Below are 25,993 nucleotides of genomic sequence, written 5' to 3' on the forward strand. Positions count from 1 at the left end.
CAATTATGGATGCCGTCTCCCCGGCGCGGGCGCTGACGCCCCGGCCGCCGTGGTGCTGAGGGCCGCGGCGACCTCCGTGAGATCCGGCAGCGCCCGGTCGATGGTCTCCATGGTGGCGGTGAGCGACATCCGGAAGTGGCGCGGCTGGTCGAAGAGCGTCCCGGGCATCACGTAGATCCCGCGCGCAGCGAGGGCATCGCAGAAGACTGCCGCGTCGCCGCCCGGCGCTTCGCCCCACAGGTAGAAGGTGCCCTCGGGGCGGGTGACGCGCACGCCCGCGTCGGTGAGCGCGCCGAACAGCCGATCTCGCTTCCGGGCGAGTTCGGCCATGTCGAGCGACACCGACTCGAGCGCCGGCACGGAGTACTGCATGACGGCGTCGGGGAATCCCCATCCGATCGCGAGTCCCAGGGGAAAGAGCGCGGCGCGCAGTTCGTCCCGTTCGGCCGGCGGGATGAGCGGCGAGAGCGCGAGGTAACCGAGGCGCTGCCCCGGTGCTAGCAGCACCTTGCCGTAGCTGTAGGCGATGACGGTCCACGGGTACGAGCCGGCGGGGCTCGCGAAGTGGATGCCGTCGAATCGGATGCGACGATACGGCTCGTCCGATATGAGCCAGATGCGGCGACCGTGCGTGCGTGAGGCCTGTTCGAGCACGTCCGCGAGCGCCTGCCATGTGTCCCGCGAGTAGACGCGCCCGGTCGGGTTGGCCGGGGAGTTGACGACGACGAGCCGCGTGCGCGGGCCGATCGCACGGGAGATCGCGTCGATGTCGAGATCGAACGTCTCGGGATCGAGCGGGGCACGGACGGGGATGAGGTTCGCGGCCTGGAGCATCGGCTCGTAGCAGAACCATCCGGGCACGGGGATGACGACCTCGTCGCCCGCGTCCGCCAGCAGCGCGAACGCCAGCGAGAGCGCGCCGAAAGCGCCCTGGGTCATCGCTATGTCGTCGGGCTCGAATTCGAGGGCGAGTTCGGTGCGCAGGCCCGCTGCGATCGTCTCCTGGGCAACCCCCTCGCTCGTCTTGTAGGCGAACCAGTCCACCGACCGCGGCTCGACCTGCGCCTGAATCGCCGCCGTCAGCCCCGGAAGGGCCAGCTCGTGCGGGTTGCCGAAGGTGAAGTCGAGAGCGTCCGGGTCGTCGGCCGTCGCCTGGATTTGTGCGAAGTACGCCGTCACGACGTCGACCGTCGCCTTCGCCCGTGTTGCGCGATCGGACATCGCCATCGCCATCACCTCTCCCCAGTGCCGCGTGAGCCCCCCGCAAGGATCCCAACACCCGTGGTCGCGGTCAACACCCGACGACATCATGTAGTCTGTACACTATGTCGGGAACACACGTGTTGGATTCGCTGCTGGCGCTGACGCAGGTCCTCCAGGCCGATCAGGAGCGCGAGCTCGACCGCCGGGGGCTCACCGCGCCACGCACGCATCTGCTGTGGGTGCTCCATCACGGCGGGCCCGCCACGCAGGTGCAGCTCGCCGAGGCGCTCGACGTGACTCCGCGCCACATCACGACGCTCGTCGACGCCCTCGACGCGACGGGCTTCGCGCGGCGCGAGCCCCACCCCACCGACCGGCGCGCGGTGCTGGTCCACCTGACCGATCGCGGGCGCGCGCTCATGGAGGCGATGGACCGCGAGCACACCGAGCTCGGTGCCGCCCTCGTCGAGGGCCTCGACGCCGCAACCGTCGACGCGCTGGTCCGCGGCATCGACCACGTGCGCGGCCGGCTCGAGCACCTGATCGCCGAGCACGAGGGGGCACAGCGCGAGCGGGAGGATCACGCATGACCGACGTCACGTCGACGCCCGTGTCGCGCACTTCGCTCCGGGCGCGGATCGCGAAGCTGGCGCGCGCCGCGTGGCGCGCCGAGATCGGCGTGTGGAAGAGCCTCTACCGCTGGCTGTTCCGCCGCCCGCGGGTCCCGCGCGGGGCATCCGGCTTCTCGTACCACTCCCCCGTGCTGACGATCCTCGTGATCTTCATCGTCCTCTCGGCGATCGAGATTCCGATCGTCGACCTGATCGTCCACGACTGGCCGTGGGTGCGCATCCCCCTCCTCGCCGCCGGCATCTGGGGCGTGACGTGGATGATCGGCCTCCTGCTGGGCTTCCTCACCCGTCCGCACGCCGTCGGTCCTGAAGGCATCCGAGCCCGCTCCGGCGCCGAGGTCGACATCGACCTGCCGTGGGCGGCCGTGGCGAGCGTCGAGAAGTCCCGGGATGTGCTCGAGAAGGCTCCGAAGATCCGCGACGAGCCGCACGGACGCACCCTTGCCCTGCGTATGCAGGACGAGACCAACGTCCTCGTCATCCTCGAGCGTCCGGTGGCCGTGCGCCTCGGCGACACCGTCGCCGAGGTCGACGCTGTCCGGCTCTGGGTCGATGACCTGGACGGGTTCATGACGGCGGTGCGCACGCACATCCCATGACGCGCCCCGAGAATGGAGGGGTGGACGAGCCGATCTTCGTGATCCCGCTGTGGGCGGACCTCACCGCCGTCGGACTCGGCGGGATCCAGGGCGCCCTGTTCGCCTCGGGGTTCCGCGGGCAGCGCCGACTCGACCTGCTCGGAGTCGCGATCATCGGGATCGTCGTCGGGATGGGCGGCGGCCTCATCCGCGACCTGCTGCTCAACGTCACGCCGGTCACGCTGCAGAGCAACTGGTACCTGCTGACGGCCACCGGCGCGGCATTGCTCGGGATGCTGCTCGCCGGTCTCTTCCAGAGACTCAACGCCGTCATCGTCGGCCTCGACGCCCTGGTCATCGGCCTGTTCGGAGCCTTCGGCACCAGCAAGGCGCTCGCGCTCGGCCTGCCCCTCGTTCCGGCCGTCTTCGTCGGCGTGTGCGCGGCTGTCGGCGGCGGCATCCTGCGCGACATGATCATGGGCCTCCCGGTGGCGATCATGCACGTCGGCTCGCTGTACGCGGTCGCCGCCGGAGTGGGGTGCCTCGTCCTCGCCGTCGCGAACGCACTCGGGCTCGATCTGGTGATCGCGGCGATCGTGGGTATCGCGGTCACCACCGTGATCCGGCTGCTCGCGGTGATCTTCGACATCTCGCTGCCGGAGCAGCGCGCCCTGTATCGCCGCAAGGTCGCCGTCGAGACATCGACGATCCCGATCGTCAAGCCCTGATCGACCGGCTCACCGCCGCGCGGACGCACACCGACGGGCGCGCGCGGGGATCACCCGCGCACACCCGTCGACGGTTCGCGCTCAGACGGCCGCGAGGGCCCCTGAGCGCTCCCGCGTGCGGATGGCGCGGTTCACGCCCGACACGATCGCTTTGAGCGATGCGGTCGAGATGTCAGAGTCGATGCCGACGCCCCACAGGCGCTCGCCATCGACCTGAAGTTCGATGTACGCGGCGGCCTGGGCGTCGCCGCCGGCGCTGAGGGCGTGCTCGACGTAGTCGTACAGCGTGACGTCGAACCCCTGCGCGCGGACGATCTCGAGGAACGCCGCCACGGGGCCGTTGCCGCGGCCGGAGGCCTCGAAGCGCTCGTCGCCGTCACGCAGCGTGATGTCGAGGGCGACATCGCCCGACAGGTCGCTGCGCGTGCTCGTCGCCAGCAGCTCGAAGCGGCCCCAGCGCTCGTCGGCGACCTCCGACGGCAGGTACTCGTCCGTGAAGATCTTCCAGATCTGGTCGCTGGTGACCTCGCCGCCCTCGGCATCGGTCTTGGCCTGCACCACACCGGAGAAGTCGATCTGCAGCTTGCGCGGCAGGTCGAGCGAGTGGTCGGTCTTGAGCAGGTAGGCGACGCCGCCCTTGCCCGACTGCGAGTTGACGCGGATGACGGCCTCGTAGGAGCGGCCCAGGTCCTTGGGGTCGATGGGCAGGTACGGCACGGCCCAGTCGATCTCGTCGACGGTGACGCCGGCTGCCGCAGCGCGGGCCTCCATCGCCTCGAAGCCCTTCTTGATCGCGTCCTGGTGCGATCCGCTGAAGGCCGTGAACACCAGGTCGCCCGCCCACGGGCTGCGCTCGTGCACCGGCAGCTGGTTGCAGTACTCGACCGTGCGCTTGACCTGGTCGATGTCGCTGAAGTCGATCTGCGGATCGATGCCCTGCGTGAGCAGGTTGATGCCGAGCGCGACCAGGTCGACGTTTCCGGTGCGCTCACCGTTGCCGAACAGGCAGCCCTCGATGCGATCGGCGCCGGCCATGTAGCCGAGCTCCGCCGCGGCGATGGCGGTGCCGCGGTCGTTGTGGGGGTGCAGCGAGAGGATCACGTTCTCGCGGTGCGCGAGCCGACGGCTCATCCACTCGATGGAGTCGGCGTAGACGTTCGGAGTCGCCATCTCGACTGTCGCCGGCAGGTTGATGATGACCTTGCGTTCGGGCGTGGGCTCGAAGATCTCGATGACCTGGTTGCACACGTCGACAGCGAACTCGAGCTCGGTGCCGGTGTAGCTCTCGGGCGAGTACTCGTAGAACACCTGCGTCTCAGGGATGCGCTTCTCGAACTCGCGGCACAGCCGCGCACCCTCGAGCGCGATGTCGATGATGCCCTGCTCGTCGGTGCGGAACACGACCTCGCGCTGCAGCACGCTGGTCGAGTTGTACAGGTGCACGATCGCCTGCTTCGCGCCGGCGATCGACTCGTAGGTCCGCTCGATGAGGTGCGCACGCGCCTGCGTCAGCACCTGGATCGTCACGTCGTCGGGGATGAGGTCCTCTTCGATGAGCTGACGCACGAAGTCGAAGTCCGTCTGGCTCGCGGAGGGGAAGCCGACCTCGATCTCCTTGTAGCCCATGCGCACCAGGAGGTCGAACATGACCCGCTTGCGCTCGGGGCTCATCGGGTCGATGAGCGCCTGGTTGCCGTCGCGCAGATCGACCGCGCACCAGCGGGGTGCCGTCGTGATGCGCCGGTCCGGCCAGGTGCGGTCCGGCAGTTCGACGGTGAACTGCTCGTGGAACGGCAGATACTTGTGAACCGGCATGCCCGAAGGCTTCTGATTGTTCTTCATGATCGATCGCTTCTCTCGTCTGTCTCGAGCCGTCAACCCGATCGGGGTGGCTCGATGCCTGATGATGCGGGCCAGGCGAAAGCTCCGCGACGAGGAAGGCCCTAGAACGAGGTCTCGTCGCGGCGGCTAAGAAGGAGAAGCCGGCCGAAGCGCATGGCACCAGGCTACACCCGGTTCTGCGCGCAGCGCGAACCGCCCGGACACGCGTGCCGCGGCATCCGCTTCTGAGACGATCGGGCTGCGCGCGACACCATCGAGGTATGAGAGGTCTCCGCCGCCCGCTCGGCACCGCTGCCACCGCCGTCCTCGTCGGGCTCGTCGCCGTCGCGTGCGCGGGCGCGGATCCTGCGAGCACTCCCCCGCCTGCCGCCCTCGGGGCGATCACACCGGTGCCGCCCGAGGGCGAGGTCACGACGACCGGCACCGTGCTGGACACCGCCGGCGAGGTGCAGCTCTGTCTGGGTCCGGTGGCGGAGTCGTATCCGCCGCAGTGCACGGGGATCCCGCTCGAGGACTGGACCTGGGACGGCGTCGAGGGTGCCGAGTCGTCGGGCGACGTGACCTGGGGCGCCTATGCCGTGCGCGGCGCATACGACGGCACGTCATTCACCATGACCCAGCCGCCGATCCAGCTCGCTCTGTACGACCCGATCCGGCCCGAAGACCCGACCGGCGGCGAGCCGGGAGCGGGCGACGAGGCGACGCTCACCGCCATCCAGGAGGAGCTCCCCGACCGCCTCGGCGACGCATACTTGAGCTCCCACCCGCAGGACGGGTGGCTCTGGGTCGACGTCGTCTGGGACGACGGCAGCTGGCAGGATGCCGCGAACGCGGAGTTCGGCGACGACACCGTCGTCATCCGGTCGGCGATGACGCCGACGGGCGGCTGAACCCGTCATCACAACAGGCGTCGGGCTGTCAGAACCCGAGCAGGCCGCTGCTTCGGGTCGCGGTCTGGTCAGGGCAGAAGGGCGATCTTTCCTCCGGGATGCCCTTCAGCGAGGAACCTAAGGGCCTCTCGCGCCTCGGCGAGCGGATATGTGCGCGCGACGGGTACCTCGAGCCGCCCGCTGCCGGCCAGCGCGAGGAGCTCCGCTCTGACGCTGTCCCTGTAGGCCGAGCTGTCGGGCCGCGATCCGGCTATCGCCGTCATGCCCTCGGCGGCTGCCCGCTGAGCCGCCGCGATGGTCACGATCCGCGCGGGATCGTTGACGAGGGCGAGCGAGGCGTCGACGGCCTCGTCGGTGCCCACGGCGTCGAGGGCCGCCACGACGGCGGTGGGCGCGGCATCTCGGATCCTCTCGACGACTCCCCGGCCGTAGGCCACGGGGAGGCCGCCGTAGCGACGGACGCGGTCGAAGCTCGACGGACGAGCCGTGCCGACCACGTGGACACCGAGCAGACGAGCCTGCTGGAGGACGCTGACGCCGACGCCTCCGGAGGCGCCGTGCAGCACCACGGTGTCGCCCGCGCTCACCCTGGTGACATGGAGCATCTCGGATGCCGTCGAGCCGGCCAGCAGGAGGTTCGCGGCCGCCTCGTGGGCGAGGGTCGGCGGCTTGGCGAGCACCTTGGTCGCCGCCACCGTGAGCTCGGTGGCGTACCCGCCCTGCACCCGGAACGCGACGACCTCATCACCCACGCGTACGTCGCCCGAGACGATACGCGTATCGGGACCGATCGCGGTGACCACCCCCGACACCTCGTAGCCGATGGGGATGGGCGGTGTGAGGCCGGGCCGCTTGACCGCGACGTGCTTGTAGTCGGCCGGATTGACGCCGGCGGCATGCACGCGGAGCGTCACCTCGCCGGTGCGGGGCGCGGGCACGTCGCTTGTGACGAACTCCCACCCGTCTGGACTCCCCCACGTCGGGGCGATCCACCGTCGCGCCATGTCAGAAGCCGAGCCTGCCCAGCTGCTTCGGGTCGCGCTGCCATTCCTTCGCGACGCGCACGTGCAGTTTCAGGAAGACCTGCGTGCCGACCAGCGGCTCGATCTGCGCGCGGGCACGCGCGCCGACGTCGCGCAGGCGTGAGCCCTTGTGGCCGATGATGATCGCCTTCTGACTGTCGCGCTCGACGATGAGGTTCGCATGGATGTCGGTCATCGACCCGGTGTCGCGCTCGGAGATGTCCTCGATCGTGACGGCGATGGAGTGCGGCAGCTCATCGCGCACACCCTCGAGCGCCGCCTCGCGGATGATCTCGGCGATGCGGTCTTCGGTCGACTCGTCAGTGACGACGCCGTCGGGGTAGAGCGCGGGGCCCTTCGGCATGAGTGCGAGCAGTTCGTCGGTCAGCACGTCGAGCTGATCGCGGGTGAGTGCGGAGAGCGGAATGACAGCGGCCCAGTCCTCGCGCAGCTGGTCGACCTCGATCAGCCTCTCGGTGATCTGGTCGCGGGACGCGGCATCCGTCTTGGTGACGATCGCGACCTTCTTCGCCCGGCCGTAGCCGCCCAGCGACTCGGCGATGCGGCGGTCGCCGGGGCCGACCTTCTCTGTCGCGGGAACACAGAAGCCGATCACGTCGACATCGCCCAGCACCTGCTCGACGAGGTCGTTCAGACGCTGCCCGAGGAGGGTGCGGGGCTTGTGGAGGCCCGGGGTGTCGACGATCACCAGCTGGCCGCCGGGGCGGTTCACGATGCCGCGGATCGCGCGCCGCGTGGTCTGCGGCTTGTCGCTGGTGATGGCGACCTTCTCGCCGACGAGGGCGTTCGTGAGGGTGGACTTGCCGACGTTCGGGCGGCCGACGAAGGTGACGAAGCCGGAACGCCCGTCGGCGGGCCCTGAGGCCTGGGCAGAGGCGGGGACGGCGGCGGGTTCGGAAGCCGGCATGGCGTCGTTGTCGGTCATGGGGTGTCTTCCTTCTTGGGCAGCCGTACCTCGCCGGTGCGAGGGCTCGGAATGCGGATCTCGCCGGTGCGCGGCCGGCCCATGTCCAGGGTGGGTGCGCCGCGTTCGACGAACACCGTCGAGATCCCGCGTCCGCGTCCGCGCGACGCGCCTCCGGTGAGCACGAGTCCGGCGTACTCTGCGGTCGCGCCGGGCTGCGGCACGCGGCCCAGCGCCTTGCCGAGGAGCCCGCCGATCGAGTCGACGTCCTCGTCCTCCAGATCGAGGCCGAAGAGGTCCCCGACCTCGTCGAGTCCGAGGCGTGCGCTCACCCGGTAGTGACCGGGCTCGAGCTCGGTGACCTCCTCGGCACGGGGGTCGTACTCGTCGGAGATCTCGCCGACGAGCTCCTCGATGAGGTCCTCCAGGGTCACGAGCCCCGACACGCCGCCGTACTCGTCGACGACGAGGCACACGTGCACGGCGTCGCGCTTCATCTGCTGCAGCAGGGTCTCGGCCTTCATCGACTCGGGGACGAAGACCGCCGGCCGGGCGATGCGACTGATCGGGGCATCGCGCCACCCCGACTCGTCGCGGAAGGCGAACTGCACGAGGTCCTTGAGGTAGAGCACCCCCACGACGTCGTCGGCGTCGTCGTCGACGATGGGAACGCGCGACACGCCCTTCTCGAGGAAGATCGACATCGCCTCGCGCGTGGATGCCGAGGCATCGACGGTGACCATGTCGGTGCGCGGCACCATGACGGCCCGCACGAAGGTGTCGGTGAAGTCGAAGACCGAGTGGATGAGCTCACGGTCGTCCTGCTCGATGAGCTCATTCTCGGCGGCCTCGTCGATGATGCTGAGCAGCTGCTCCTCGGACGCGAACGAGGACCCGCGAGAGGCACCGGGCGTGATGCGGGTGCCGAGTGCGACGAGGCCGTGGGCGAGCGGACCCAGGATGATGCGCACGCCGCGGATGACCGGCGCGGCACCGCGCAGGAGCGCCTTGGCGTGGAGCCTGCCGACGGTGCGCGGGCTCGCGCCCACGATGACGTACGACACTCCCGTCATCAGGAGCGCCGCGGCGAGCATCGCCCACCAGATGTTGTTGAAGAGGTCGGTGAACGCGACCGTCACGAGCACCGCCGCGGTCGTCTCGGCGAGGACGCGGATGAAGATCACCGCGTTGGCGTGGGCGTCGGGGTCGGCCGCGATCCTGCGCAGCGGTTCCGCATTGCGGTCCCCTGCGGCGAGTTCGGCGAGATCGGCGCGCGAGGTGACGCTGAGCGCCGCGTCGATGGCGACCATCAGGGCGCCGAACGCGAGCAGCAGCGCCGCCGCGACGAGAAGGAGGGCAGCGGTCATGCGCGCGGTCGTCGGCGCTCGGACGCCTGGAACGAGGTGATGAGCTCCCGCTGCAGTCCGAACATCTCGCGCTCCTCCTCCGGCTCGGCGTGGTCGAAGCCGAGAAGGTGCAGCAGGCCGTGCGTCGTGAGGAGGATCAGCTCGTCGAGCGTCGAGTGCTTCGCCGCCACCGCCTGCGCCTCGGCGACCTGCGGGCACAGCACGATGTCGCCGAGGAGTCCGGGGGGCGTCGGGGCGTCCTCCGTGCCCGGGCGGAGCTCGTCCATGGGGAAGCTGAGGACGTCGGTGGGACCGGGCTCGTCCATCCACTGCACGTGCAGCGCTTCCATCGCGCCCTCGTCGACGAGGAGGATCGCGACGTCGGCGTCGGGGCTCACGTGCAGCTCCGCGAAGTTGTGCTCCATCAGCCGCAGCAGCACCGTCTCGTCGACGGCGATCCCGGATTCGTTGCCGATCTCGATGGTCATGAGCGTCCTCGCTTCGGAAGGTGGTCACGGGGTCCGCCGGTGCGCGGTACGGCGGCGCGGCGCTCCGCGCGGTTGGCGAACTCGGATGCCTCGTCCCGCTCCCGTCGTGCCGCGAGGCGGTGCTCGTCGTACACGGTGTAAGCGTCGACGATCCGTCCCACGAGCGTGTGCCGCACCACGTCGTCGCTCGTGAGGTAAGCGAAGTGGATGTCGTCGATGTCGCCCAGCACGCGGGTCACGAGGCGCAGTCCCGATGACCCCTGCGGCAGATCGATCTGCGTGATGTCACCGGTGACCACCATGCGCGTGCCGAAGCCGAGCCGGGTGAGGAACATCTTCATCTGCTCGGGCGTGGTGTTCTGGGCCTCGTCGAGCACGACGAACGAGTCGTTCAGCGTGCGTCCGCGCATGTACGCCAGCGGCGCCACCTCGATGGTGCCCGTCGCCATCAGCTTGGGCACCAGCTCGGGGTCCATCATCTCGTTCAGCGCGTCGTACAGCGGCCGCAGGTACGGGTCGATCTTGTCGGTGAGCGTGCCGGGGAGGAACCCGAGCCGCTCCCCCGCCTCGACCGCGGGACGCGTCAGGATGATGCGGCTGACCTCCTTGCGCTGCAGCGCCTGAACGGCCTTTGCCATCGCCAGGTAGGTCTTGCCGGTTCCGGCCGGACCGATGCCGAACACGATCGTGTTCTCCTCGATCGCGTCGACGTACGCCTTCTGGCCCAGCGTCTTCGGGCGGATGACCCGGCCGCGGGACGAGAGGATCGCCTCGCCGAGGACCTCGGACGGCCGCGGACCGCCCTCCGTGCGCAGGATGCGGTTCGACGAGGTGACGTCCGCCTCGCCGAGCGCGTGCCCCGCCTTCGTCATCGCCAGCAGCTCGTCGACGAGCGACCGCGCCGCGGCGACGGCGTCGGCCTCGCCCGTGAGCGTGATCTCGTTGCCGCGCACATGCACGTCGACACCGGGGTGCTCCCGTTCGACGACCCGCAGCAGGCGATCCTGGGGACCCAGCAGCTGCACCATCGCGACCCCATCCGCGTAGACGCGGTCGCTCACGGTCTCATGACCGTCTTGATCAGGCACCGACACTCTTCTCTTCGAGGCCTCCCGCGAGCACATGGGCGTGCACGTGGAAGATGGTCTGGCCCGCGTTCGGGCCGGTGTTGAACACGAGGCGGAAGTCCCCGTCCGAATGCTCCGCGGCGAGGGTGTTCGCCAGGCCGACGAGCTCTGCCATCAGCTCGGGATCGCCGGCGGCGAGCTCGACGACGTTCCGGTACTCCTCGGTCTTGGTGATCACCAGCAGGTGCAGGGGCGCCTGCGGCGCGATGTCGCGGATCGCGAACGCATTCTCGGTCTCTGCGATGATCTCGGACGGGATCTCTCCGTTGCGGATGCGCGTGAAGATCGACGGCTCGCTCATGCCGCAAGTCTAGCGACGGGGCCGTTCGACGGGCTCGGGGAGCGGTCGATGGGACTGTCGATACCACTCACCAGCGTGCGAGCGCGGTGCTGACGACCGCAAGGGCCGCCGGGCCGGCCGTCGATGTGCGCAGCACGGTGTCGCCGAGCCGGACCAGGCGCGCTCCGGCGTCGGCGAAGGCATCGAGCTCGTCGGGTGCGATCCCGCCCTCCGGGCCGACCACGAGCACGACGTCGCGCTCGTCGCCGGACTCCATCGCGAGGGCGCTGAGCGGCTCGGACGCGGTCGGCTCGAGCACGAGCATGCGGGATGCCGCGGCCCGGCGCACGAGCCCCGCGGTCGTGGTGAGCTCCGCCACCTCGGGGACCCAGGCACGATGGGCCTGCTTCGCAGCCTCGCGCACGATCGTCGCCCAGCGCGCACGGCCCTTCGCCGCCTTCGCCAGGTCCCACCGCGAGACGCTTCGCGCGGCCTGCCACGGGACGATCTCGTCGACCCCGAGCTCGGTCGCCGCCTGGACCGCCAGTTCGTCGCGGTCGCCCTTGGCCAGCGCCTGCACGAGCACCACGCGGGGACTCGGCTGCGCGGCATCCGCCCGCTCGCGGATGCGCACCACGACCTCGCGAGGTGCCACCGATTCGACGACGCCGGTGAGCCAGGCGCCGCGGCCGTCGCCGAGTGTCACCTCTTCGCCGACGCGCACCCGCCGCACGCTGGAGGCGTGGTGCGCCTCGGCCCCGGTGAGGCTCACCGCGTCGCCCGGCGCACCCGCCGGCCCGTCGAGGAGGAAGTGGAGGGCCACCGGTCAGGCGTTCCGGAACCGGTCGCGCAGCTTGGCGAACAGACCCTGGTGGAACTCCGAGAGCCGCGGGGCGGGCGCCTTGGTCCGCTTGGCGAACTCCTCGATGAGGGCTCGCTCCTTGTGGTCCAGGCGCGTGGGCGTCACGACATGCACGCCCACCCTCAGGTCTCCGCGCTGCGAGCCGCGCAGCGGGGTGATGCCGCGACCCTTGATCGTCAGGATGTCGCCGGCCTGCACCCCCGGCCGCACCTCGAGGTCCACCGCACCGTCGAGCGACTCGATCGTCGTCGTGGTGCCCAGGATCGCGTCGGGCATGGACACCTCGAGCGTGGCGAGCAGGTCGTCGCCGTCGCGGCTGAAGACCTCGTGGGGCGAGACGGTGACCTCGATGTAGAGGTCGCCGTTCGGGCCGCCGGCGGGGCCGACCTCGCCCGAGCCGGGAAGCTGGAGCCGCAGGCCGGTCTCGACGCCGGCGGGGATGTCGAGCGACACCGTGCGGCGCGCGCGCACGCGGCCCTGACCCTGGCAGGTCGCGCAGGGGTAGGGAATCGTGGTGCCGTAACCCTGGCACACGTTGCAGGGCTGCGTCGTGACGACGTTGCCGAGAAGGCTCCGCACCTGCCGCTGCACGTTTCCGGTGCCGTGGCAGATGTCGCACGTGACGGGGCTCGTCCCCGGCTGGCAGCACGATCCCTGACAGGTCTCGCAGAGCACCGCGGTGTCCACCTCGATGTCGCGGTGCGTGCCGAACACGACGTCGCCGAGCTCGAGCGTCACACGTACGAGGGCGTCCTGCCCGCGCTCACGCCGCGATCGCGGGCGCCCGCCACGCGAGCCGCCGGCCGCGCCGAAGAAGGTCTCGAAGATGTCGTTGAAGCCGCCGAAGCCGCCGGCGCCGCCGAAAGGCGACTCGCTCCCGCCCATGTCGTACCGGGCCCGCTGATCGGGGTCGCTCAGCACGTCGTACGCGTGCGTCACGAGCTTGAACCGCTCGGACGCGTCCTCGCCGGGGTTCACATCCGGGTGCAGCTGTCGGGCCAGCTTGCGATACGCCTTCTTGATCTCGTCGGTGGTGGCGTCGCGTGCGACGCCGAGGACCTCGTAGTGGTCAGCCACTTTCGCCTTCCTGCCGCGGCCCCGCCGCGGAATCGATGATGCGCGTCAGCGTCAGCGGGAGTTGTCGTCCTGCTCGAGCATCCGCGTGAGGTAGCGCGCGACGGCACGGACCGTCGCGAGGTTCGTGGGGTAGTCCATGCGCGTCGGGCCGAGCACACCGACGCGGGCGAGGGATCCCGTCGCGTCGTAGTCGCTGGCCACGACGGAGGCCTCGGCCAGGCCGAACGCCTCGTTCTCGCGGCCGATGCTCGCGGCGAGACCCTGCTCGTCGGCCACCATCTCGCCCATCAGCCGCAGCAGGGTCACCTGCTCCTCGATCGCCTCGAGGAGGGGGTAGATGCTGCCGCGGAAATCGGATTCGCTCCGCGCGAGGTTCGCGCTGCCGGCCATCACCAGCTTGTCCTGGCGGAACTCCTCGAGCTCTTCGGCGACCGCGCGGATGATCTCGTCCGTCGCTCGCTCGTGCGCGGGTGCCTGCGCATCCGGCACCTCGAGCCGCTCGGCGATGCGCTGGAGCCCCTCGCGGACGGGCCGGCCGACCAGCAGCGTGCCGAGGCGGGCGCGGATGTGCGCGAGGTCGGTGTCGTCGAAGTCCTCTCCGACGAAGGTCAGCCGCTGCGACACGCGGCCGGTGTCGGTGACGACGATCACCAGCATCCGTCCCGCGCCCAGCTGGACCAGCTCGACGTGCGTGACGTTGGCGCGGGCGAACGACGGGTACTGGACGATCGCGACCTGACCGGTGAGCTGCGTGAGGGCGCGCACGGTGCGCACGAGCACGTCGTCGAGATCGCCGGAGCCGTCCAGGAAGGACGCGATGGCCGAGCGCTGCGCCGACGAGAGCGGGCGGATCTCGGCGAGGTGGTCCACGAAGACGCGGTAGCCCTTGTCGGTCGGCACGCGTCCCGACGACGTGTGGGGCGCGACGATGAGCTCCTCGTCTTCCAGCAGAGCCATGTCGTTGCGGATCGTCGCCGCGGATACGCCGAACGCATGCCGCTCGACGATCGTCTTGCTGCCGACCGGCTCACGCGTGTCGACGTAGTCCTGGACGATCGCCCGCAGTACCTGCAGACCTCGCTCGCTGACCATTCCGCCTCCTCACGCTGCTGTCGGCACCAGGGCGTCTGGCACTCGCATGACTGGAGTGCCAATTCTATCCGATGACCCCGTCAGGATCGCCGAACGACGCCGCGCCCGGCGAAGCCGCGGCGGGGCGCCGCGCGTGGTCACTCGGTCAGCGCGCGCACGACGGCGTCCGCCAGCAGGCGTCCCCGTCGCGTCAGCACCACGCGCCCGCGCAACGCCGTCGGACCATCGATGAGGCCGTCCGCGATGAGCGCGGCGACCGCGTGTCGCCCCTCGCCCTGCAGTTCGCCGACCGGGAGCCCTTCCCGGACCCGTGTGCGCAGCAGCACGCTCTCGAGCGCTCGGGCATCGGCATCCGGGGTCTCACGTCCGGCGGCGGGCGACTCGCCCGCGGCCAGCCGCTGCGCGTACGCCGCGGGGTGCTTCACGTTCCAGAACCGCACTCCCCCGATGTGGCTGTGGGCCCCGGGTCCGAAGCCCCACCAGTCCGATCCCACCCAGTACGCGAGATTGTGCCGAGATCGGTGCGCGGCGTCGCGGGCCCAGTTCGACACCTCGTACCAGTCGAACCCCGCGCCCGCGAGCAGGTCGTCGGCGAGCTCGTACATGTCGGCCTGCAGATCGTCGTCGGGCGCGGCGACCTCGCCGCGGCGGATCTGGCGCGCGAGCTTGGTGCCGTCCTCGATGATCAGGGCATAGGCCGAGATGTGGTCGGGCTCCAGCGCGATGGCGGCCTCGAGCGACGAGTGCCAGTCCGCGAGCGACTCACCGGGAGCGCCGTAGATGAGGTCGACGCTGACGTCGAGACCGGCGTCTCGGGCGGCCGCGACGGCGGTGCGGACGTTCTCGGGGTCGTGCGTGCGATCCAGCGCCGCGAGAACGTGCGGAACGGCGGACTGCATGCCGATCGAGAGCCGGGTGACGCCGGATGCCGCCAGCTCGGCCGCGACCGCCGGCGAGACGGTGTCGGGGTTGGCCTCGACCGTCACCTCGGCGCCCTCGACGATGCCGAAGGTGTCGCGGACGCCGCCGAGCATGCGAGCGAGATCGCCCGGGGGCAGCAGCGTCGGCGTGCCGCCGCCGAAGAACACCGTCGTGGCCGGGCGGTTTCCGCCCGCGCGCTCGAGCACCGGCGCGGCCAGCGCTATCTCGGTCAGGAGCGTGTCGGCGTACTGGTCCTGGCGCGCGCCCCGCAGCTCGGACGCCGTGTACGTGTTGAAGTCGCAGTAGCCGCAGCGGACGCGGCAGAAGGGCACGTGCAGGTACACGCCGAAATCGGTCGCGGGATCGATGCGGATGCCCGACGGGAGCGAGCCGTCCGCGGGAACAGGCTCGCCGAGCGGAAGAGCGGAGCCCATCAGCGGCTCACGCGGGGGTCGTGTAGAGCGGTGAGATGGCGCGCAGGTACCGCGAGAACAGCTCGCGCCGACGGCGCTTGGTGAGCCCGGGCAGCACGCGATAGAGGACCGCGCGCGGCGCATCGAACGCCCGCACCGTGAACCACACCTCGTCGTTGTCGTACCAGTCGAGCATGAACGACTCTTCGCCGCTGACGACCGAGTCGCTCACCGTGCCGAGCGCGAAGCCGACGCGACGGGGCTCCTCCACGGCGAAGATGACACGGAGCTCGGCGTCGGCGCGCAGGCCCTTGACGCGTCCGTCGACGCGGATGGTCGTGCCCGCGCTGACGTACGGCGTGCCGTCCGCGTCGAAGCGCTGCTCGGCCTCCGAGCGGCTGGGCGCGACCGGCGTGCCCTCGGCATCGAAGCTGACGCCCGAGTACATCGGGCCCGATGCGGGGCGCACGTCGCTCAGCTCGAGGCCTGCGCCGCGCTGGGCGGTCCACGACAGCAGCGCTTCGCCGGCGGCACGGAATCTGGCTTCCCCGCTGCCGATGCGCCACGACTGCTCCGCCGGGAGGCTGCGCTCCGGCGGGTAGTGCATCAGATCCGGCGCCTGCGTCGCCCCGACGGCGGCGTAGTCGACGGTGTCGTCACGGAAGGTTCCTCGACGCATGCAGACCAGCCTACTTGGCGCCCTTTCCCTCGACGTCACCCGAGAGCGCGGCGATGAACGCCTCCTGGGGGACCTCGACGCGACCGACCATCTTCATGCGCTTCTTCCCCTCCTTCTGCTTCTCGAGGAGCTTGCGCTTTCGCGTGATGTCGCCGCCGTAGCACTTGGCGAGGACGTCCTTGCGCATGGCGCGGATGTTCTCGCGGGCGATGATGCGCGCGCCGATGGCCGCCTGGATGGGCACCTCGAACTGCTGGCGCGGGATCAGCTTGCGCAGGCGCTCGGTCATCATCGTGCCGTAGGCGTAGGCCTTCTCGCGGTGGACGATCGAGCTGAACGCGTCGACCTTGTCGCCCTGCAGCAGGATGTCGACCTTCACCAGGTCGGCCTCCTGGCTGCCCGCGGGCTCGTAGTCGAGGCTCGCATAGCCCTGCGTCCGGGACTTCAGCTGGTCGAAGAAGTCGAACACGATCTCGCCGAGCGGCATGTTGTAGCGCAGCTCGACGCGCTCCTCGCTGAAGTACTCCATGCCCAGCAGCTGCCCGCGGCGCCCTTGACACAGCTCCATGACGGTGCCGACGTAGTCCTTCGGCAGAAGGATGGCGGCCTTCACGACGGGCTCGCTCACCGTGGCGACCCGGCCGTCGGGATACTCGCTGGGGTTCGTGACCGTCACCTGCTCGCCGGTGTCGGTGGTGACCTCGTAGATGACGGAGGGTGCGGTCGTGATGAGGTCGAGATCGAACTCGCGCGCGAGGCGCTCGGTGATGATCTCGAGGTGCAGCAGCCCCAGGAAGCCGCAGCGGAAGCCGAAGCCCAGCGCGACCGACGTCTCGGGCTCGTACTGCAGTGAGGCGTCAGAGAGCTTCAGCTTGTCGAGGGCCTCGCGCAGGTCGCCGTAGTCGCTGCCGTCGATCGGGTAGACGCCCGAGAAGACCATCGGCTTGGGATCGGTGTAGCCCGCGAGCGCGTCGACGGCGGGCTTGCGCGCGGTGGTGATGGTGTCGCCCACCTTGGACTGGCGGACGTCCTTCACACCGGTGATGAGGTAGCCGACCTCGCCGACGCCGAGCCCCCTCGTCGGGACGGGTTCGGGACTCGACACGCCGATCTCGAGGAGGTCGTGCGTGGCCTTCGTCGACATCATCTGGATGCGCTCGCGCGGCTCCAGCTTGCCGTCGACCATGCGGACGTAGGTCACCACACCGCGGTAGGAGTCGTACACGGAGTCGAAGATCATGGCGCGGGCGGGGGCATCCGCGTTCCCCTTGGGTGCCGGGATCTGCTCGACGATGCGGTCGAGGAGAGTCTCGACGCCCATCCCGGTCTTGCCCGACACGCGCAGCACATCGTCGGGTGAGCCGCCGATGAGGTTCGCGAGCTCGGCGGCGAACTTGTCGGGGTCGGCCGCCGGCAGGTCGATCTTGTTGAGCACGGGGATGATGTGCAGGTCGTTCTCGAGCGCCAGGTACAGGTTCGCGAGCGTCTGCGCCTCGATGCCCTGCGCCGCGTCGACGAGCAGGATCGCGCCCTCGCACGCCGCGAGCGACCGCGAGACCTCGTACGTGAAGTCGACGTGGCCGGGCGTGTCGATCATGTTCAGCGCGAACGTCTGGTCGCCGGTCGCCCACGGCATCCGCACCGCCTGCGACTTGATCGTGATGCCGCGCTCGCGCTCGATGTCCATGCGGTCGAGGTACTGCGCACGCATGTCGCGGTCGGAGACGACGCCGGTGATCTGCAGCATGCGGTCGGCCAACGTGGACTTGCCGTGGTCGATGTGGGCGATGATGCAGAAGTTGCGGATCAGCTCGGGCGGCGTGGCGGAGGGCTCGAGGGGCTTCAGGGCGCGGGGTGACATGTCCAGACGATTGTACGGGTGCGGGATGCCGAGACTCTGCGCGTCGCCGGGCTGTGACGGCGGGGCGCCCGGCGAGCGGGCTCCGCGCACTGCGACCGGCGCGCGTCAGGCGGGTGCGGGCAATCGGCTCAGGCCCTCGAGCAGTTCGCCTCGGTCGCTGGCCACGCAGACGCGGATCCAGCCCTCCCCCGATGCGCCGAACGCGCTCCCGGGCGCGACGGCGACGCCCTGTTCGTCGAGGAATCGCTCGCACCACGCCATGACATCGCCCTGCGAGACGTGCGAGACGTCGATCCACAGGTAGAACGCGCCGGTGGGTGCGAGGTGGCGCAGTCCCCGCGCCGACAGCAGCGCCGTCGCGGCGGCGAGATTGTCGCGGTAGTGCGCAGCGCTCTGCGACACGGCGCCCTGGTCGCCGGTGAGCGCCTCGGCCGCGGCCCGCTGCGCCGGCTCGTCGACGCAGCTGACGACGGACTCCTGCACGCGCAGCATCGTCTGCCGCCAACCGGGAGGGGTGACGAGCCAGCCGACGCGGGCGCCCGTCATCGCGTACGTCTTCGACATCGAGAAGACCGAGAGCACCCGACCGTCGCGATCCAGCGTCGCCGGACTCACGTGCGGGGCCCCCCATGTGAACCGCTCGTACACCTCGTCGCTGAGGAGCCACAGATCGTGCCGCTCCGCCAGCGAGATGAGCGCCTCCAGCGTCGGACGATCGAAGGTCGAGCCCAGCGGGTTGGAGGGCGTGTTCACGATGAGCGCACGCGTGCGCGGCGTGACGAGCGACTCGAGCTCCGCGAGATCCGGCTGGAAGTCGCGCTCCGGACGCAGCGGGTAGGGCACGGGCACGGCCTGCAGCAGGTGGGCGTTCATCGTGAACGTGGTGTAGCCGGGATCCGGCACCAGCACCTCTTCGCCGTGCGACAGCGCGAGTGCCATCGCGAGGTGCAGCGCCTGCGTGGCGCCGACGGTGACCCAGATCTGCTCCGTGTCGACATCGAGGCCGTTCTCACGCGCGAGCTTGCCGCGGATCGCCTCTCGCAGGGCAGGGATACCGCCATTGGGCGTGTAGCGGATGGCGCCGGCCCGCCAGGCGTCCGCCGCGGCATCCCGGATCCGGCCGGCTGCGACCTCGCCCGGCTCGCCGACCGCGAGGATGATCGTGCCGGGCCGTCGCAGCGCACGCTCGAGGATGTGGCGCACTCCCGAGCCGGGCATGTGCGCGATGTGCGGGGCGATCTCGGGCATGCCGCCATGCTAGGCGGCGCCCCCGGCTAGCCTGTCGTCATGGTGGTGCAGGTCGTGCTCGTCCACGGCATCCGGACGTCCGCCACCATGTGGCGCGCCCAGGTCGACTACCTGACCGCGCGCGGCACGCCGGTCACGGCCGTCGACCTGCCCGGCCACGGATCGCGCATGGCCGAGGACTTCACCCTCGAATCGGCCATGACGACGATCGACGAGGCGGTGCGCGCAGCCGCCGAGCGCGGACCGGTCCTCCTCGTGGGGCACTCGATGGGAGGGCTGCTGTGCATCGAGTACGCGGGTGCGGAGGATCCGCCGCCCGTCGCGGGCTTCGTCGCGGCATCCTGCACCGCAATACCGCGCGGTGTGGGACTCGCCGCCTATCGCGTGCTCGCGCGCGGAATCGACTCGCTGCCCGATCGCGGGATGTGGCTGACGAATCGCATGCTCGATCGCATTCTTCCCGATGAGACCCGCGCCGACTTCGGCGCCGGTGGCTATGCCCTGGACGCGCAGGACATCGCGCTGCGCAGCCTCTCGGTTCTGGATCTGCTCGCCGCCCTCCACCGCATCGACGTGCCGCTGTGGTTCGTCAACGGGCAGTACGACCAGCTCCGCGTGAACGAGAAGCTGTTCATGCGCATCGCGCAGCACGCCGAACTCGTCGTCGTCCCCCGCACCACCCACCACGTCACCGTGATGCGCCCGCGCGTGTTCGACGCGCTCCTCGAGGTGGCTCTGACGACCCTGGAGTCGTCAGACGGCTGACGTCGTGCGATCGCGTGCACGGATCACGTATGTCATGAACCCGCCGATGATCGACAGGATGCCGCCCACCAGGAAGAGCAGCCAGAAGCCGCCGACGAGCGCCACCAGCCCGGCGCCGAGAAGCGGGCCGATGAGCTGCCCCAGGCTCGCCGAGACGTTGACGAAACCCAGGTCACGGGCGTGGTCCTCCGCGTACGGCAGCAGGTCGGTGCCCAGCGCCAGACTCACCGACATGTACGCCCCGTAGCCGACGCCGAGGAGCGCCGCGGCGATCATCGCCGAGGTGAGCGACGGCGCCACGACGAGGATGATCGACGCGAGCCCCTGGATCACGGCCGGCCACACCACGAACGGGAGACGGCGTCCGGTGCGGTCGGAGATCCAGCCCGACACGATCGACGACACGACGACGAACAGCGTGTACACGAGGATCAGCAGCAGCAGCTCGTCTTCGGCGGTCGCGGCATCCCGGTGCAGCCCGTAGAGCAGGAAGAACAGCAGCAGCCCTGTTCCGAGCGCATTGCCGATGTTCACCGTCAGACGTCCTGCGAGCAGCCAGGCGAAGTCGCGATCGCGCAGCGCGGCGAGGCGCTCGCGCAGCGTCCTGACCTCCCGCGCCACGGCCACCTCCGCACGCGCGGGCGGATCGGGAAGGAGCAGGGCCGCGACGGTGCCGACGACGGCGAGGAAGCCGGCCAGAGCGAGGTAGCCGACGACGACCCCGAGCTCCAGGAGCACGATGACACCCACGCCGACCACGATCCCGAGCGCCTGCGAGGACGAGACGGCCGCGGATGCCGCGCCTCGCTGAGTCGTCAGCTGGTCGGCGATCAGTGCGGTGAAGGCCGCCGAGGCGACGGCGACGCCCACCGAGACGCCGACCCACGCGAGTCCCACGCCCCAGGGGCCTGACGCGAAGGCAATGGCCGTGAGCGAGGCCGTGCCGAGCCAGACGCCGCCGAGTGCCCAGGGCCGCCGGCGCCCCCATCGTCCGCGCGTACGGTCGGACAGGCCACCTGCGAGCGGGGCGGCGATGACGCCCGCGACGCCGCCGATCGCGAGGACGAGTCCCGACGAGACCACCCCGGACACCCAGCCCGCGGCGTCGTCGGGAGTGTCGAGCTGCAGCGGTATGAGCAGCTGCAGCGGGGTCAGCTGCACCGTCCACAGCGCGAGCCACGCCAGGGTGAAGAGCGTGAACCAGCTTGCGCCGACCTTGCCGCGCTGCCGCGTGCTCACGAGCGCGCCTCGGCGATGAGCGCCCGGTACCAGTCGAACGAGGTCTTCGGTGTGCGCTCGGCCGTGTCGAAGTCGACGTGCACCAGCCCGAATCGCTGCGACCACCCGTCGGCCCACTCGAAGTTGTCCAGCAGTGACCACACCGTGTACTCGCGGACGTCGACGCCCGCGCGCACGGCGGCGCCGACGGCGTCGATGTGGCCTGCCAGATACGCGATGCGCTCGGCATCGTCGATGGGGCCGTCGACGTGGGCGGGCTCGGGGAACGAGGCGCCGTTCTCACCGATCACGAGGGGAGGAAGGCGATCGCCATAGCGGTCGCGGAAGTCGAGCAGAAGCTCTGTGAGCGAGGCGGGCACGACGGGCCACTCCGGTCCGAACCCGGTGACGGGTGCGCCCGGTGTGGGCACGATCTCGAAGGGGACGGGGCTGCCCGGCGCCGCGGCCGCGATCGTCGTCGGATTGTAGAAGTTGATGCCGTAGAAGTCCCCGGGCGCGGAGATGACCTCGAGATCGCCGTCTTCCACCGGCATCGGCGGGATGCCGAACGCCTCCAGGTCCGGGTACGCCCCGGTGAGAACGGGCTCGGCGAAGACGCGGTTGTGGAGGACGTCGTACACCGCGGCGGCGGTGAGGTCGGCATCCGTCCCGCTCGCGGGAAGCACCAGCGTGTGGTTGTTGACGATGCCGACCTCCTCCGCACCCGCGGCCCGCAGCGCGCGCTCGGCCAGACCGTGGGCGAGAAGCTGATGGTGCACGGTGGGCAGCGAGCCGAACAGCAGCTGACGCCCTGGCGCCAGTGTGCCGACGGCATAGCCCTGCAGCGACGTGGAGACGGGTTCGTTGAGCGTGTACCAGTGACGGATGCGGTCGCCGAGAGCCTCGGCGACGATCCCGGCGTACTCGCCGAAGCGCTGCGCAGTGTCGCGCGACAGCCATCCGCCCTGCGCCTCGAGTGTGCTCGGCAAGTCCCAGTGGTACAGCGTCGCGAACGGCGTGACGCCGGCGTCGAGAAGATCGTCGGCGAGCCGGCGGTAGTAGTCGAGTCCCGCCTGCAGGACGGGGCCGCCCGCTTCGGGTTGCACCCGCACCCATGAGATCGAGAAGCGGTAGCGGTCGACCCCGAGTCCGGCGAGCAGCGCGACGTCTTCGCGGTGCCGCCGGTAGCTGTCGGGGCCGGGGTCCGCCGTCGCGGCGTCCCGGACGGCGCCGGGAGCGTCGACGAAGTCGTCCCAGATCGACCGTCCGCGTCCGTCGGCGGCACGCGAGCCCTCCACCTGGAACGCGGCGGTCGCCGCGGACCACCGGAAGCCCGGCGGGAACGGTGCGAGGTCGACGGACGGATGCTGCGGCACGGTGGACTCCTTCGTCATGGACGCACGCCTCGGGTGCACGCACCCACGCCTAGATCATGCATCATCGCGCCGCTGCCGCATGCACGCAGGCGGGCGTCAATGGGATGCCGACCGACCTGATAGAATCCTTGTTTGGCTTGCGTGTGGGTTCGCCCTCACGACCGTCGCGAAGCGCCCCTCTCTCGCTGACCGGCACATCTATCCGATTCCCTTCGAACGAAAGAACGTCGACACGTGGCGAACATCAAGTCGCAGATCAAGCGCAACAAGACCAACGAGAAGGCGCGCGAGCGCAACAAGGCCGTCAAGAGCGAGCTGAAGACGCACGTCCGTCGCACCCGCGAGGCGATCGCTGCGGGCGACAAGGCCGCCGCCGAGAAGGCGCTGGGCACGGCGTCCAAGAAGCTCGACAAGGCCGTCAGCAAGGGCGTCATCCACAAGAACCAGGCGGCGAACCGCAAGTCGGCCATCGCCAAGCAGGTCTCCGCGCTCTGAGCCTTCGACACGCTCTGCGACCGTGAGGTCGCCGCCGGCGCGGGATCGCCTGCTGAGCATCGGTCGAGAAGGCCCGTCCCGTCAGGGGCGGGCCTTTCGCGTACCCGCGTTCAAGCGCCGTACGGCGCGCGGGTCGCGATGACCGTGATCATGCGCTCGATAGCGAAGACCGCATCACGAGAGCCGCCCTTGACCTCGGCATCCGCCCTCGCCGTCGCCTGGATCGCGCGACCCAGGCTCTCTTCGTTCCACCCCATCAGATCGCGGCGGGCGCGATCGACCTGCCAGTCCTTCATGCCCAGCCGGGCGGCGAGGGCCGCCGAGGGCTCGCGGTTGCCCGCTACCCGCGCCATGGTCCGCAGCTTCATCGCGACCGCTGCGACCAGTGGGACGGGGTCGGCACCCGAGGCGAGCGCGTGGCGGAGTGCGATGAGCGCCTCGCCGTAGCGGCCGGCGATCGCCGTGTCGGCGACCGTGAACGCCGACGTCTCGACGCGACCGCCGTAGTAGCGTTCGACGATCTGGTCGGTGATGTCGCCGGGAACGTCGGCGATCAGCTGCTGGCACGCCGCGGCGAGCTCGGTGAGGTCGTCGGCGAACGCCGAGACGAGAGCGCGCAGGGCGGTGGGGGCGATGCGCTTCTTGGCGGCCTGGAACTCCCCTGCGGCGAAGTCGAAGCGGTCGGAATCGCGCTTGACGGCAGGACACGCGATCTCCACACCGGACCCCTGCCCGGCGCGGATCGCGTCGAGCAGCTTCTTGCCGCGGACGCTCGCACCGGTGTGACGCAGCACCACGGTGGCGCCGTCCTGTGGCGCCGAGAGGTAGGAGACGGCTTCGGCCAGGAAGGTGTCGGAGCACTTCTCCACGCCGCTCACGCGCACGAGCCGCGGCTCGCCGAACAGCGACGGCGACGTGACGCCCAGAAGGGTTCCCGCGGCGTAGTCGTCGGCGCGGATGTCGGAGACCTCGAGCGTCGGATCCTCGGCGCGCAGGTATTCCCGCACCCCCGCGATCGCGCGCTCGGCGCAGACCTCTTCGGGACCGGACACCAGCACGATCGGCGCGGGCTGTGGCGCCCGCCAGGACAGCTGGGGAATGGCGCTGCGTGCCGCCTTCGCGGGTGCTCGGCGAGCGGGGGAAGCCATTCCCCCAGCCTACCGACGACCACCGACGGCGGTCGTCGGCGGCAGCTGCTGCGGCGGCGGCCGTGAGCGTCGCCGGGAACACCGGCGCTCAGCCGCCGCGCTCGCGCCAGATCGCGACGGCTCCTTCCGACGACCAGAGCGCGATCGCGCCGTCCTGGTCGGTGCGTGCGATGCGCGCGCCCACAGCGTCGAGGATCGCGAGCGTCTCTTCTCTCGGGTGGTCGTAGTCGTTGTCGGTCCCGACCGTGACGAGCGCCACGGCGGGCTGGGCGGCGACGTACAACGCGGCATCCTGGTCTCCACTGCCGTGATGGGCGACCTTGACGATCGCGTACGGCGGGGCGAGCGCACCGGATGCCGTGAGCACGCGCTGCGGCGACGCGGACAGGTCGCCGAGCGCCAGCGTGGGCGGGATGCCGCCGCCGCGCACGTCGACGACGACGCTGGCGTCGTTGCCCTCCGGGAACGCCCGGCTGCCGGGCTTCGGCCAGAGCACACGCCACCGGGCCGCGCCGAGCGAGCCGGTGAGGCCCGCGGATGCCTCGGTCGCCCGCGCTCCCTGCGCCGTCAGCGCGGTGATCTGGGCCCTGCCCTCGGCGTCGCCGGGACCGTGGAGGACGGTGCCGACCCGGCCGCGCACGGCGGCGAGTCCGCCGATGTGGTCCAGGTCGTAGTGGGTGAGCACGAGCAGGTCGATGCGCTCGATCCCGGCGCGGGAGAGACAGGCGGCGAGTGGCTCGGGATCGGGCCCCGTGTCGATGAGCGCGACGGCGCCGGCCGAGCGGAGCAGCACCGCGTCGCCCTGGCCGACGTCGCAGGCGAGCACCGCCCAGTCGCGGGGCAGCGTCCACCGGCCGGCGATCGAGCTGAGCGCGCCTGCGCCCAGCGCCGCGCCGGTGACCACGGCCACGAGGCAGACGGATCCGGCCCGAGCCAGCCGCTCTGCGCGCGACCCGCCGCGTCCCCGTGCGATGACGAGCCCGATCGCGAGCCCGAGGATCGCCAGGGCCGCCGCTCCCGGCCACCCTTCGAGCCACGGCAGCGCGTCGCCGGGCAGGCCGGCGGTCGTGGTCGCGGTCGCGGCGATCCAGGATGCCGGCACCCACGCGAGAGCCGCCAGACCGGACTGCAGCCACGGGAGTGGTGCGGCAAGGCATGCGGCGAGGCCGAGCACCGTCGCCACCGGCGCCGCGGGACCTGCCAGGAGGTTCGCGAGCACACCGTATACGGGAACAGTCGGCTCGATGAGGATCAGCAGGGGTCCGCACGCGAGCTGGGCGGCGAGCGGCACGGCCACCGCCAGCGCGAGGGGGCGGGGAACGGCGCGAGCGAGGCCTGCAGCGAGCGGCCGCGCGCACAGCAGCAAGGCGGCCGTTGCGGCGGCCGAGAGCGCGAAGCCGAGCGAGGCCGCGAGCCACGGATCGATGACCAGCAGCACCGTCACGGCCGTGGAAAGGAGCGCGATGCCGACCCCGGCACGGCCGAGCAGCACCGCGAGCATCGCGATGGCGGCCATGGCGGCGGCGCGGATCACGCTGGGCTCCGGCGTGACGAGCATCACGAAGCCCACGAGCACCGCGAGACCGCTCGCGACGCGCAGACCCCGGGAAGCACCGCATGCCGCGGCCAGGGCGAAGGCCATGCCGACGACGAGCGCGCAGTTCGCGCCCGACACGGCCGTGAGGTGCGACAGCGACGCCGCCTTCATCGCCGCGTCGAGCGCCGGCGACACGATCGAGGTGTCGCCAACCGCCAGACCCGGCACGAGGCCGGCGCC

General features: G+C 70.6%; 25 protein-coding genes. 6 read left to right on the forward strand and 19 right to left on the reverse strand.

All coding sequences use genetic code 11. The features are described from left to right. Positions 1-3: 3 nt before the first annotated feature. Positions 4-1,227, reverse strand: a complete 1,224-nt coding sequence (locus tag ACI3KX_RS12585; protein ID WP_404909935.1) for an aminotransferase class I/II-fold pyridoxal phosphate-dependent enzyme — start codon at positions 1,225-1,227, stop codon at positions 4-6. Positions 1,228-1,325: 98 nt separating this feature from the next. On the opposite strand from ACI3KX_RS12585, the gene ACI3KX_RS12590 reads away from it, so the two are divergent. Genes ACI3KX_RS12590 through ACI3KX_RS12600 form a run of 3 tightly spaced genes read left to right on the forward strand, consistent with a single transcriptional unit; the run spans position 1,326 to position 3,141 of the window. Then, entirely contained in the window at positions 1,326-1,793 is a 468-nt protein-coding gene (locus tag ACI3KX_RS12590; RefSeq protein WP_404909936.1) for a MarR family winged helix-turn-helix transcriptional regulator, read from the forward strand. Continuing rightward, entirely contained in the window at positions 1,790-2,434 is a 645-nt protein-coding gene (locus ACI3KX_RS12595) for a hypothetical protein (RefSeq protein ID WP_363357323.1), read from the forward strand. The genes ACI3KX_RS12590 and ACI3KX_RS12595 overlap by 4 nt, the downstream gene beginning before the upstream one ends. Before the next feature lie 20 nt (positions 2,435-2,454). Further along, entirely contained in the window at positions 2,455-3,141 is a 687-nt protein-coding gene (locus tag ACI3KX_RS12600) for a TRIC cation channel family protein (RefSeq protein ID WP_363357322.1), read from the forward strand. Positions 3,142-3,222: 81 nt separating this feature from the next. Here ACI3KX_RS12600 and leuA read toward each other — a convergent pair whose 3' ends face one another. Beyond that, positions 3,223-4,983 (reverse strand): 2-isopropylmalate synthase, encoded by a 1,761-nt coding sequence (gene leuA / locus ACI3KX_RS12605; protein WP_363357321.1) that lies wholly within the window; start codon positions 4,981-4,983, stop codon positions 3,223-3,225. Positions 4,984-5,243: 260 nt separating this feature from the next. On the opposite strand from leuA, the gene ACI3KX_RS12610 reads away from it, so the two are divergent. Next, positions 5,244-5,873 carry a hypothetical protein gene (locus ACI3KX_RS12610; RefSeq protein WP_349427446.1) on the forward strand — a complete coding sequence of 210 codons (630 nt, stop codon included), beginning with the start codon at positions 5,244-5,246 and terminating at the stop codon, positions 5,871-5,873. A gap of 68 nt (positions 5,874-5,941) precedes the next feature. Here ACI3KX_RS12610 and ACI3KX_RS12615 read toward each other — a convergent pair whose 3' ends face one another. From ACI3KX_RS12615 to ACI3KX_RS12675, 13 genes are all read right to left on the reverse strand, one after another. Next, positions 5,942-6,877: an NADP-dependent oxidoreductase gene (locus ACI3KX_RS12615; RefSeq protein ID WP_404909937.1), complete on the reverse strand. Its 936-nt coding sequence runs from the start codon at positions 6,875-6,877 to the stop codon at positions 5,942-5,944. A gap of 1 nt (position 6,878) precedes the next feature. After that, positions 6,879-7,823 (reverse strand): GTPase Era, encoded by a 945-nt coding sequence (gene era / locus ACI3KX_RS12620; protein WP_349428963.1) that lies wholly within the window; start codon positions 7,821-7,823, stop codon positions 6,879-6,881. Between the two features lie 14 nt (positions 7,824-7,837). After that, complete coding sequence (locus ACI3KX_RS12625; protein ID WP_349427445.1) at positions 7,838-9,187, reverse strand: hemolysin family protein; 1,350 nt, start codon at positions 9,185-9,187, stop codon at positions 7,838-7,840. Further along, complete coding sequence (gene ybeY, locus ACI3KX_RS12630) at positions 9,184-9,654, reverse strand: rRNA maturation RNase YbeY (protein ID WP_349427444.1); 471 nt, start codon at positions 9,652-9,654, stop codon at positions 9,184-9,186. The genes ACI3KX_RS12625 and ybeY overlap by 4 nt, the downstream gene beginning before the upstream one ends. Further along, complete coding sequence (locus tag ACI3KX_RS12635) at positions 9,651-10,682, reverse strand: PhoH family protein (RefSeq protein ID WP_363357638.1); 1,032 nt, start codon at positions 10,680-10,682, stop codon at positions 9,651-9,653. The genes ybeY and ACI3KX_RS12635 overlap by 4 nt, the downstream gene beginning before the upstream one ends. Before the next feature lie 52 nt (positions 10,683-10,734). Next, positions 10,735-11,082, reverse strand: a complete 348-nt coding sequence (locus ACI3KX_RS12640; RefSeq protein ID WP_363357319.1) for an HIT domain-containing protein — start codon at positions 11,080-11,082, stop codon at positions 10,735-10,737. A 67-nt stretch (positions 11,083-11,149) separates the two neighbouring features. Further along, positions 11,150-11,884, reverse strand: coding sequence for a 16S rRNA (uracil(1498)-N(3))-methyltransferase (locus tag ACI3KX_RS12645; RefSeq protein ID WP_363357318.1), 735 nt, complete (start codon positions 11,882-11,884; stop codon positions 11,150-11,152). Positions 11,885-11,887: 3 nt separating this feature from the next. Next, a complete protein-coding gene (dnaJ, locus tag ACI3KX_RS12650; RefSeq protein WP_363357317.1) occupies positions 11,888-13,000 on the reverse strand; it encodes a molecular chaperone DnaJ in 1,113 nt (370 codons plus the stop codon). A gap of 51 nt (positions 13,001-13,051) precedes the next feature. After that, entirely contained in the window at positions 13,052-14,092 is a 1,041-nt protein-coding gene (hrcA, locus tag ACI3KX_RS12655; RefSeq protein WP_404909938.1) for a heat-inducible transcriptional repressor HrcA, read from the reverse strand. Positions 14,093-14,229: 137 nt separating this feature from the next. After that, positions 14,230-15,447: a radical SAM family heme chaperone HemW gene (hemW, locus tag ACI3KX_RS12660; RefSeq protein ID WP_363357315.1), complete on the reverse strand. Its 1,218-nt coding sequence runs from the start codon at positions 15,445-15,447 to the stop codon at positions 14,230-14,232. Between the two features lie 7 nt (positions 15,448-15,454). Beyond that, the gene (locus ACI3KX_RS12665) at positions 15,455-16,105 is read right to left on the reverse strand and encodes a DUF1990 family protein (RefSeq protein WP_363357314.1); all 651 of its coding nucleotides are present in this window, start codon (positions 16,103-16,105) and stop codon (positions 15,455-15,457) included. Positions 16,106-16,115: 10 nt separating this feature from the next. Next, a complete protein-coding gene (lepA, locus tag ACI3KX_RS12670; RefSeq protein ID WP_363357313.1) occupies positions 16,116-17,966 on the reverse strand; it encodes a translation elongation factor 4 in 1,851 nt (616 codons plus the stop codon). A 105-nt stretch (positions 17,967-18,071) separates the two neighbouring features. Beyond that, positions 18,072-19,214 (reverse strand): aminotransferase class I/II-fold pyridoxal phosphate-dependent enzyme, encoded by a 1,143-nt coding sequence (locus tag ACI3KX_RS12675; protein WP_363357312.1) that lies wholly within the window; start codon positions 19,212-19,214, stop codon positions 18,072-18,074. Between the two features lie 39 nt (positions 19,215-19,253). On the opposite strand from ACI3KX_RS12675, the gene ACI3KX_RS12680 reads away from it, so the two are divergent. Beyond that, positions 19,254-19,979: an alpha/beta fold hydrolase gene (locus tag ACI3KX_RS12680; protein WP_404909939.1), complete on the forward strand. Its 726-nt coding sequence runs from the start codon at positions 19,254-19,256 to the stop codon at positions 19,977-19,979. Here the strand turns inward: ACI3KX_RS12680 and ACI3KX_RS12685 are convergent. Together ACI3KX_RS12685 and ACI3KX_RS12690 are read right to left on the reverse strand one after the other, a co-directional pair. Continuing rightward, positions 19,968-21,218, reverse strand: coding sequence for an MFS transporter (locus ACI3KX_RS12685; RefSeq protein WP_404909940.1), 1,251 nt, complete (start codon positions 21,216-21,218; stop codon positions 19,968-19,970). The two genes, ACI3KX_RS12680 and ACI3KX_RS12685, sit on opposite strands and share 12 nt — an antisense overlap. Beyond that, the gene (locus ACI3KX_RS12690) at positions 21,215-22,591 is read right to left on the reverse strand and encodes a GH1 family beta-glucosidase (protein WP_404909941.1); all 1,377 of its coding nucleotides are present in this window, start codon (positions 22,589-22,591) and stop codon (positions 21,215-21,217) included. The genes ACI3KX_RS12685 and ACI3KX_RS12690 overlap by 4 nt, the downstream gene beginning before the upstream one ends. 216 nt (positions 22,592-22,807) lie before the next feature. On the opposite strand from ACI3KX_RS12690, the gene rpsT reads away from it, so the two are divergent. After that, entirely contained in the window at positions 22,808-23,068 is a 261-nt protein-coding gene (gene rpsT / locus ACI3KX_RS12695) for a 30S ribosomal protein S20 (RefSeq protein ID WP_163617239.1), read from the forward strand. Positions 23,069-23,178: 110 nt separating this feature from the next. Here rpsT and holA read toward each other — a convergent pair whose 3' ends face one another. Both holA and ACI3KX_RS12705 read right to left on the reverse strand, forming a co-directional pair. Continuing rightward, a complete protein-coding gene (gene holA, locus ACI3KX_RS12700) occupies positions 23,179-24,216 on the reverse strand; it encodes a DNA polymerase III subunit delta (protein WP_404909942.1) in 1,038 nt (345 codons plus the stop codon). A gap of 88 nt (positions 24,217-24,304) precedes the next feature. Beyond that, positions 24,305-25,993: ComEC/Rec2 family competence protein (locus ACI3KX_RS12705; RefSeq protein ID WP_404909943.1), on the reverse strand; the 1,689-nt coding region annotated here is incomplete at its 5' end.

This window comes from Microbacterium sp. ZW CA_36, assembly GCF_044987475.1.
Taxonomy (GTDB): Bacteria; Actinomycetota; Actinomycetes; order Actinomycetales; family Microbacteriaceae; genus Microbacterium.

Coding starts and splice junctions, on each gene's coding strand:
- ACI3KX_RS12585 (WP_404909935.1), bottom strand. CDS start 1,227: ATGGCGATGTCCGATCGCGCAACACGGGCGAAGGCGACGGTCGACGTC.
- ACI3KX_RS12590 (WP_404909936.1), top strand. CDS start 1,326: ATGTCGGGAACACACGTGTTGGATTCGCTGCTGGCGCTGACGCAGGTC.
- ACI3KX_RS12595 (WP_363357323.1), top strand. CDS start 1,790: ATGACCGACGTCACGTCGACGCCCGTGTCGCGCACTTCGCTCCGGGCG.
- leuA (WP_363357321.1), bottom strand. CDS start 4,983: ATGAAGAACAATCAGAAGCCTTCGGGCATGCCGGTTCACAAGTATCTG.
- ACI3KX_RS12610 (WP_349427446.1), top strand. CDS start 5,244: ATGAGAGGTCTCCGCCGCCCGCTCGGCACCGCTGCCACCGCCGTCCTC.
- ACI3KX_RS12615 (WP_404909937.1), bottom strand. CDS start 6,877: ATGGCGCGACGGTGGATCGCCCCGACGTGGGGGAGTCCAGACGGGTGG.
- era (WP_349428963.1), bottom strand. CDS start 7,823: ATGCCGGCTTCCGAACCCGCCGCCGTCCCCGCCTCTGCCCAGGCCTCA.
- ACI3KX_RS12625 (WP_349427445.1), bottom strand. CDS start 9,187: ATGACCGCTGCCCTCCTTCTCGTCGCGGCGGCGCTGCTGCTCGCGTTC.
- ybeY (WP_349427444.1), bottom strand. CDS start 9,654: ATGACCATCGAGATCGGCAACGAATCCGGGATCGCCGTCGACGAGACG.
- ACI3KX_RS12635 (WP_363357638.1), bottom strand. CDS start 10,682: ATGGTGCAGCTGCTGGGTCCCCAGGATCGCCTGCTGCGGGTCGTCGAA.
- ACI3KX_RS12640 (WP_363357319.1), bottom strand. CDS start 11,082: ATGAGCGAGCCGTCGATCTTCACGCGCATCCGCAACGGAGAGATCCCG.
- hrcA (WP_404909938.1), bottom strand. CDS start 14,092: ATGGTCAGCGAGCGAGGTCTGCAGGTACTGCGGGCGATCGTCCAGGAC.
- hemW (WP_363357315.1), bottom strand. CDS start 15,447: ATGGGCTCCGCTCTTCCGCTCGGCGAGCCTGTTCCCGCGGACGGCTCG.
- ACI3KX_RS12665 (WP_363357314.1), bottom strand. CDS start 16,105: ATGCGTCGAGGAACCTTCCGTGACGACACCGTCGACTACGCCGCCGTC.
- lepA (WP_363357313.1), bottom strand. CDS start 17,966: ATGTCACCCCGCGCCCTGAAGCCCCTCGAGCCCTCCGCCACGCCGCCC.
- ACI3KX_RS12675 (WP_363357312.1), bottom strand. CDS start 19,214: ATGCCCGAGATCGCCCCGCACATCGCGCACATGCCCGGCTCGGGAGTG.
- ACI3KX_RS12680 (WP_404909939.1), top strand. CDS start 19,254: ATGGTGGTGCAGGTCGTGCTCGTCCACGGCATCCGGACGTCCGCCACC.
- ACI3KX_RS12690 (WP_404909941.1), bottom strand. CDS start 22,591: ATGACGAAGGAGTCCACCGTGCCGCAGCATCCGTCCGTCGACCTCGCA.
- holA (WP_404909942.1), bottom strand. CDS start 24,216: ATGGCTTCCCCCGCTCGCCGAGCACCCGCGAAGGCGGCACGCAGCGCC.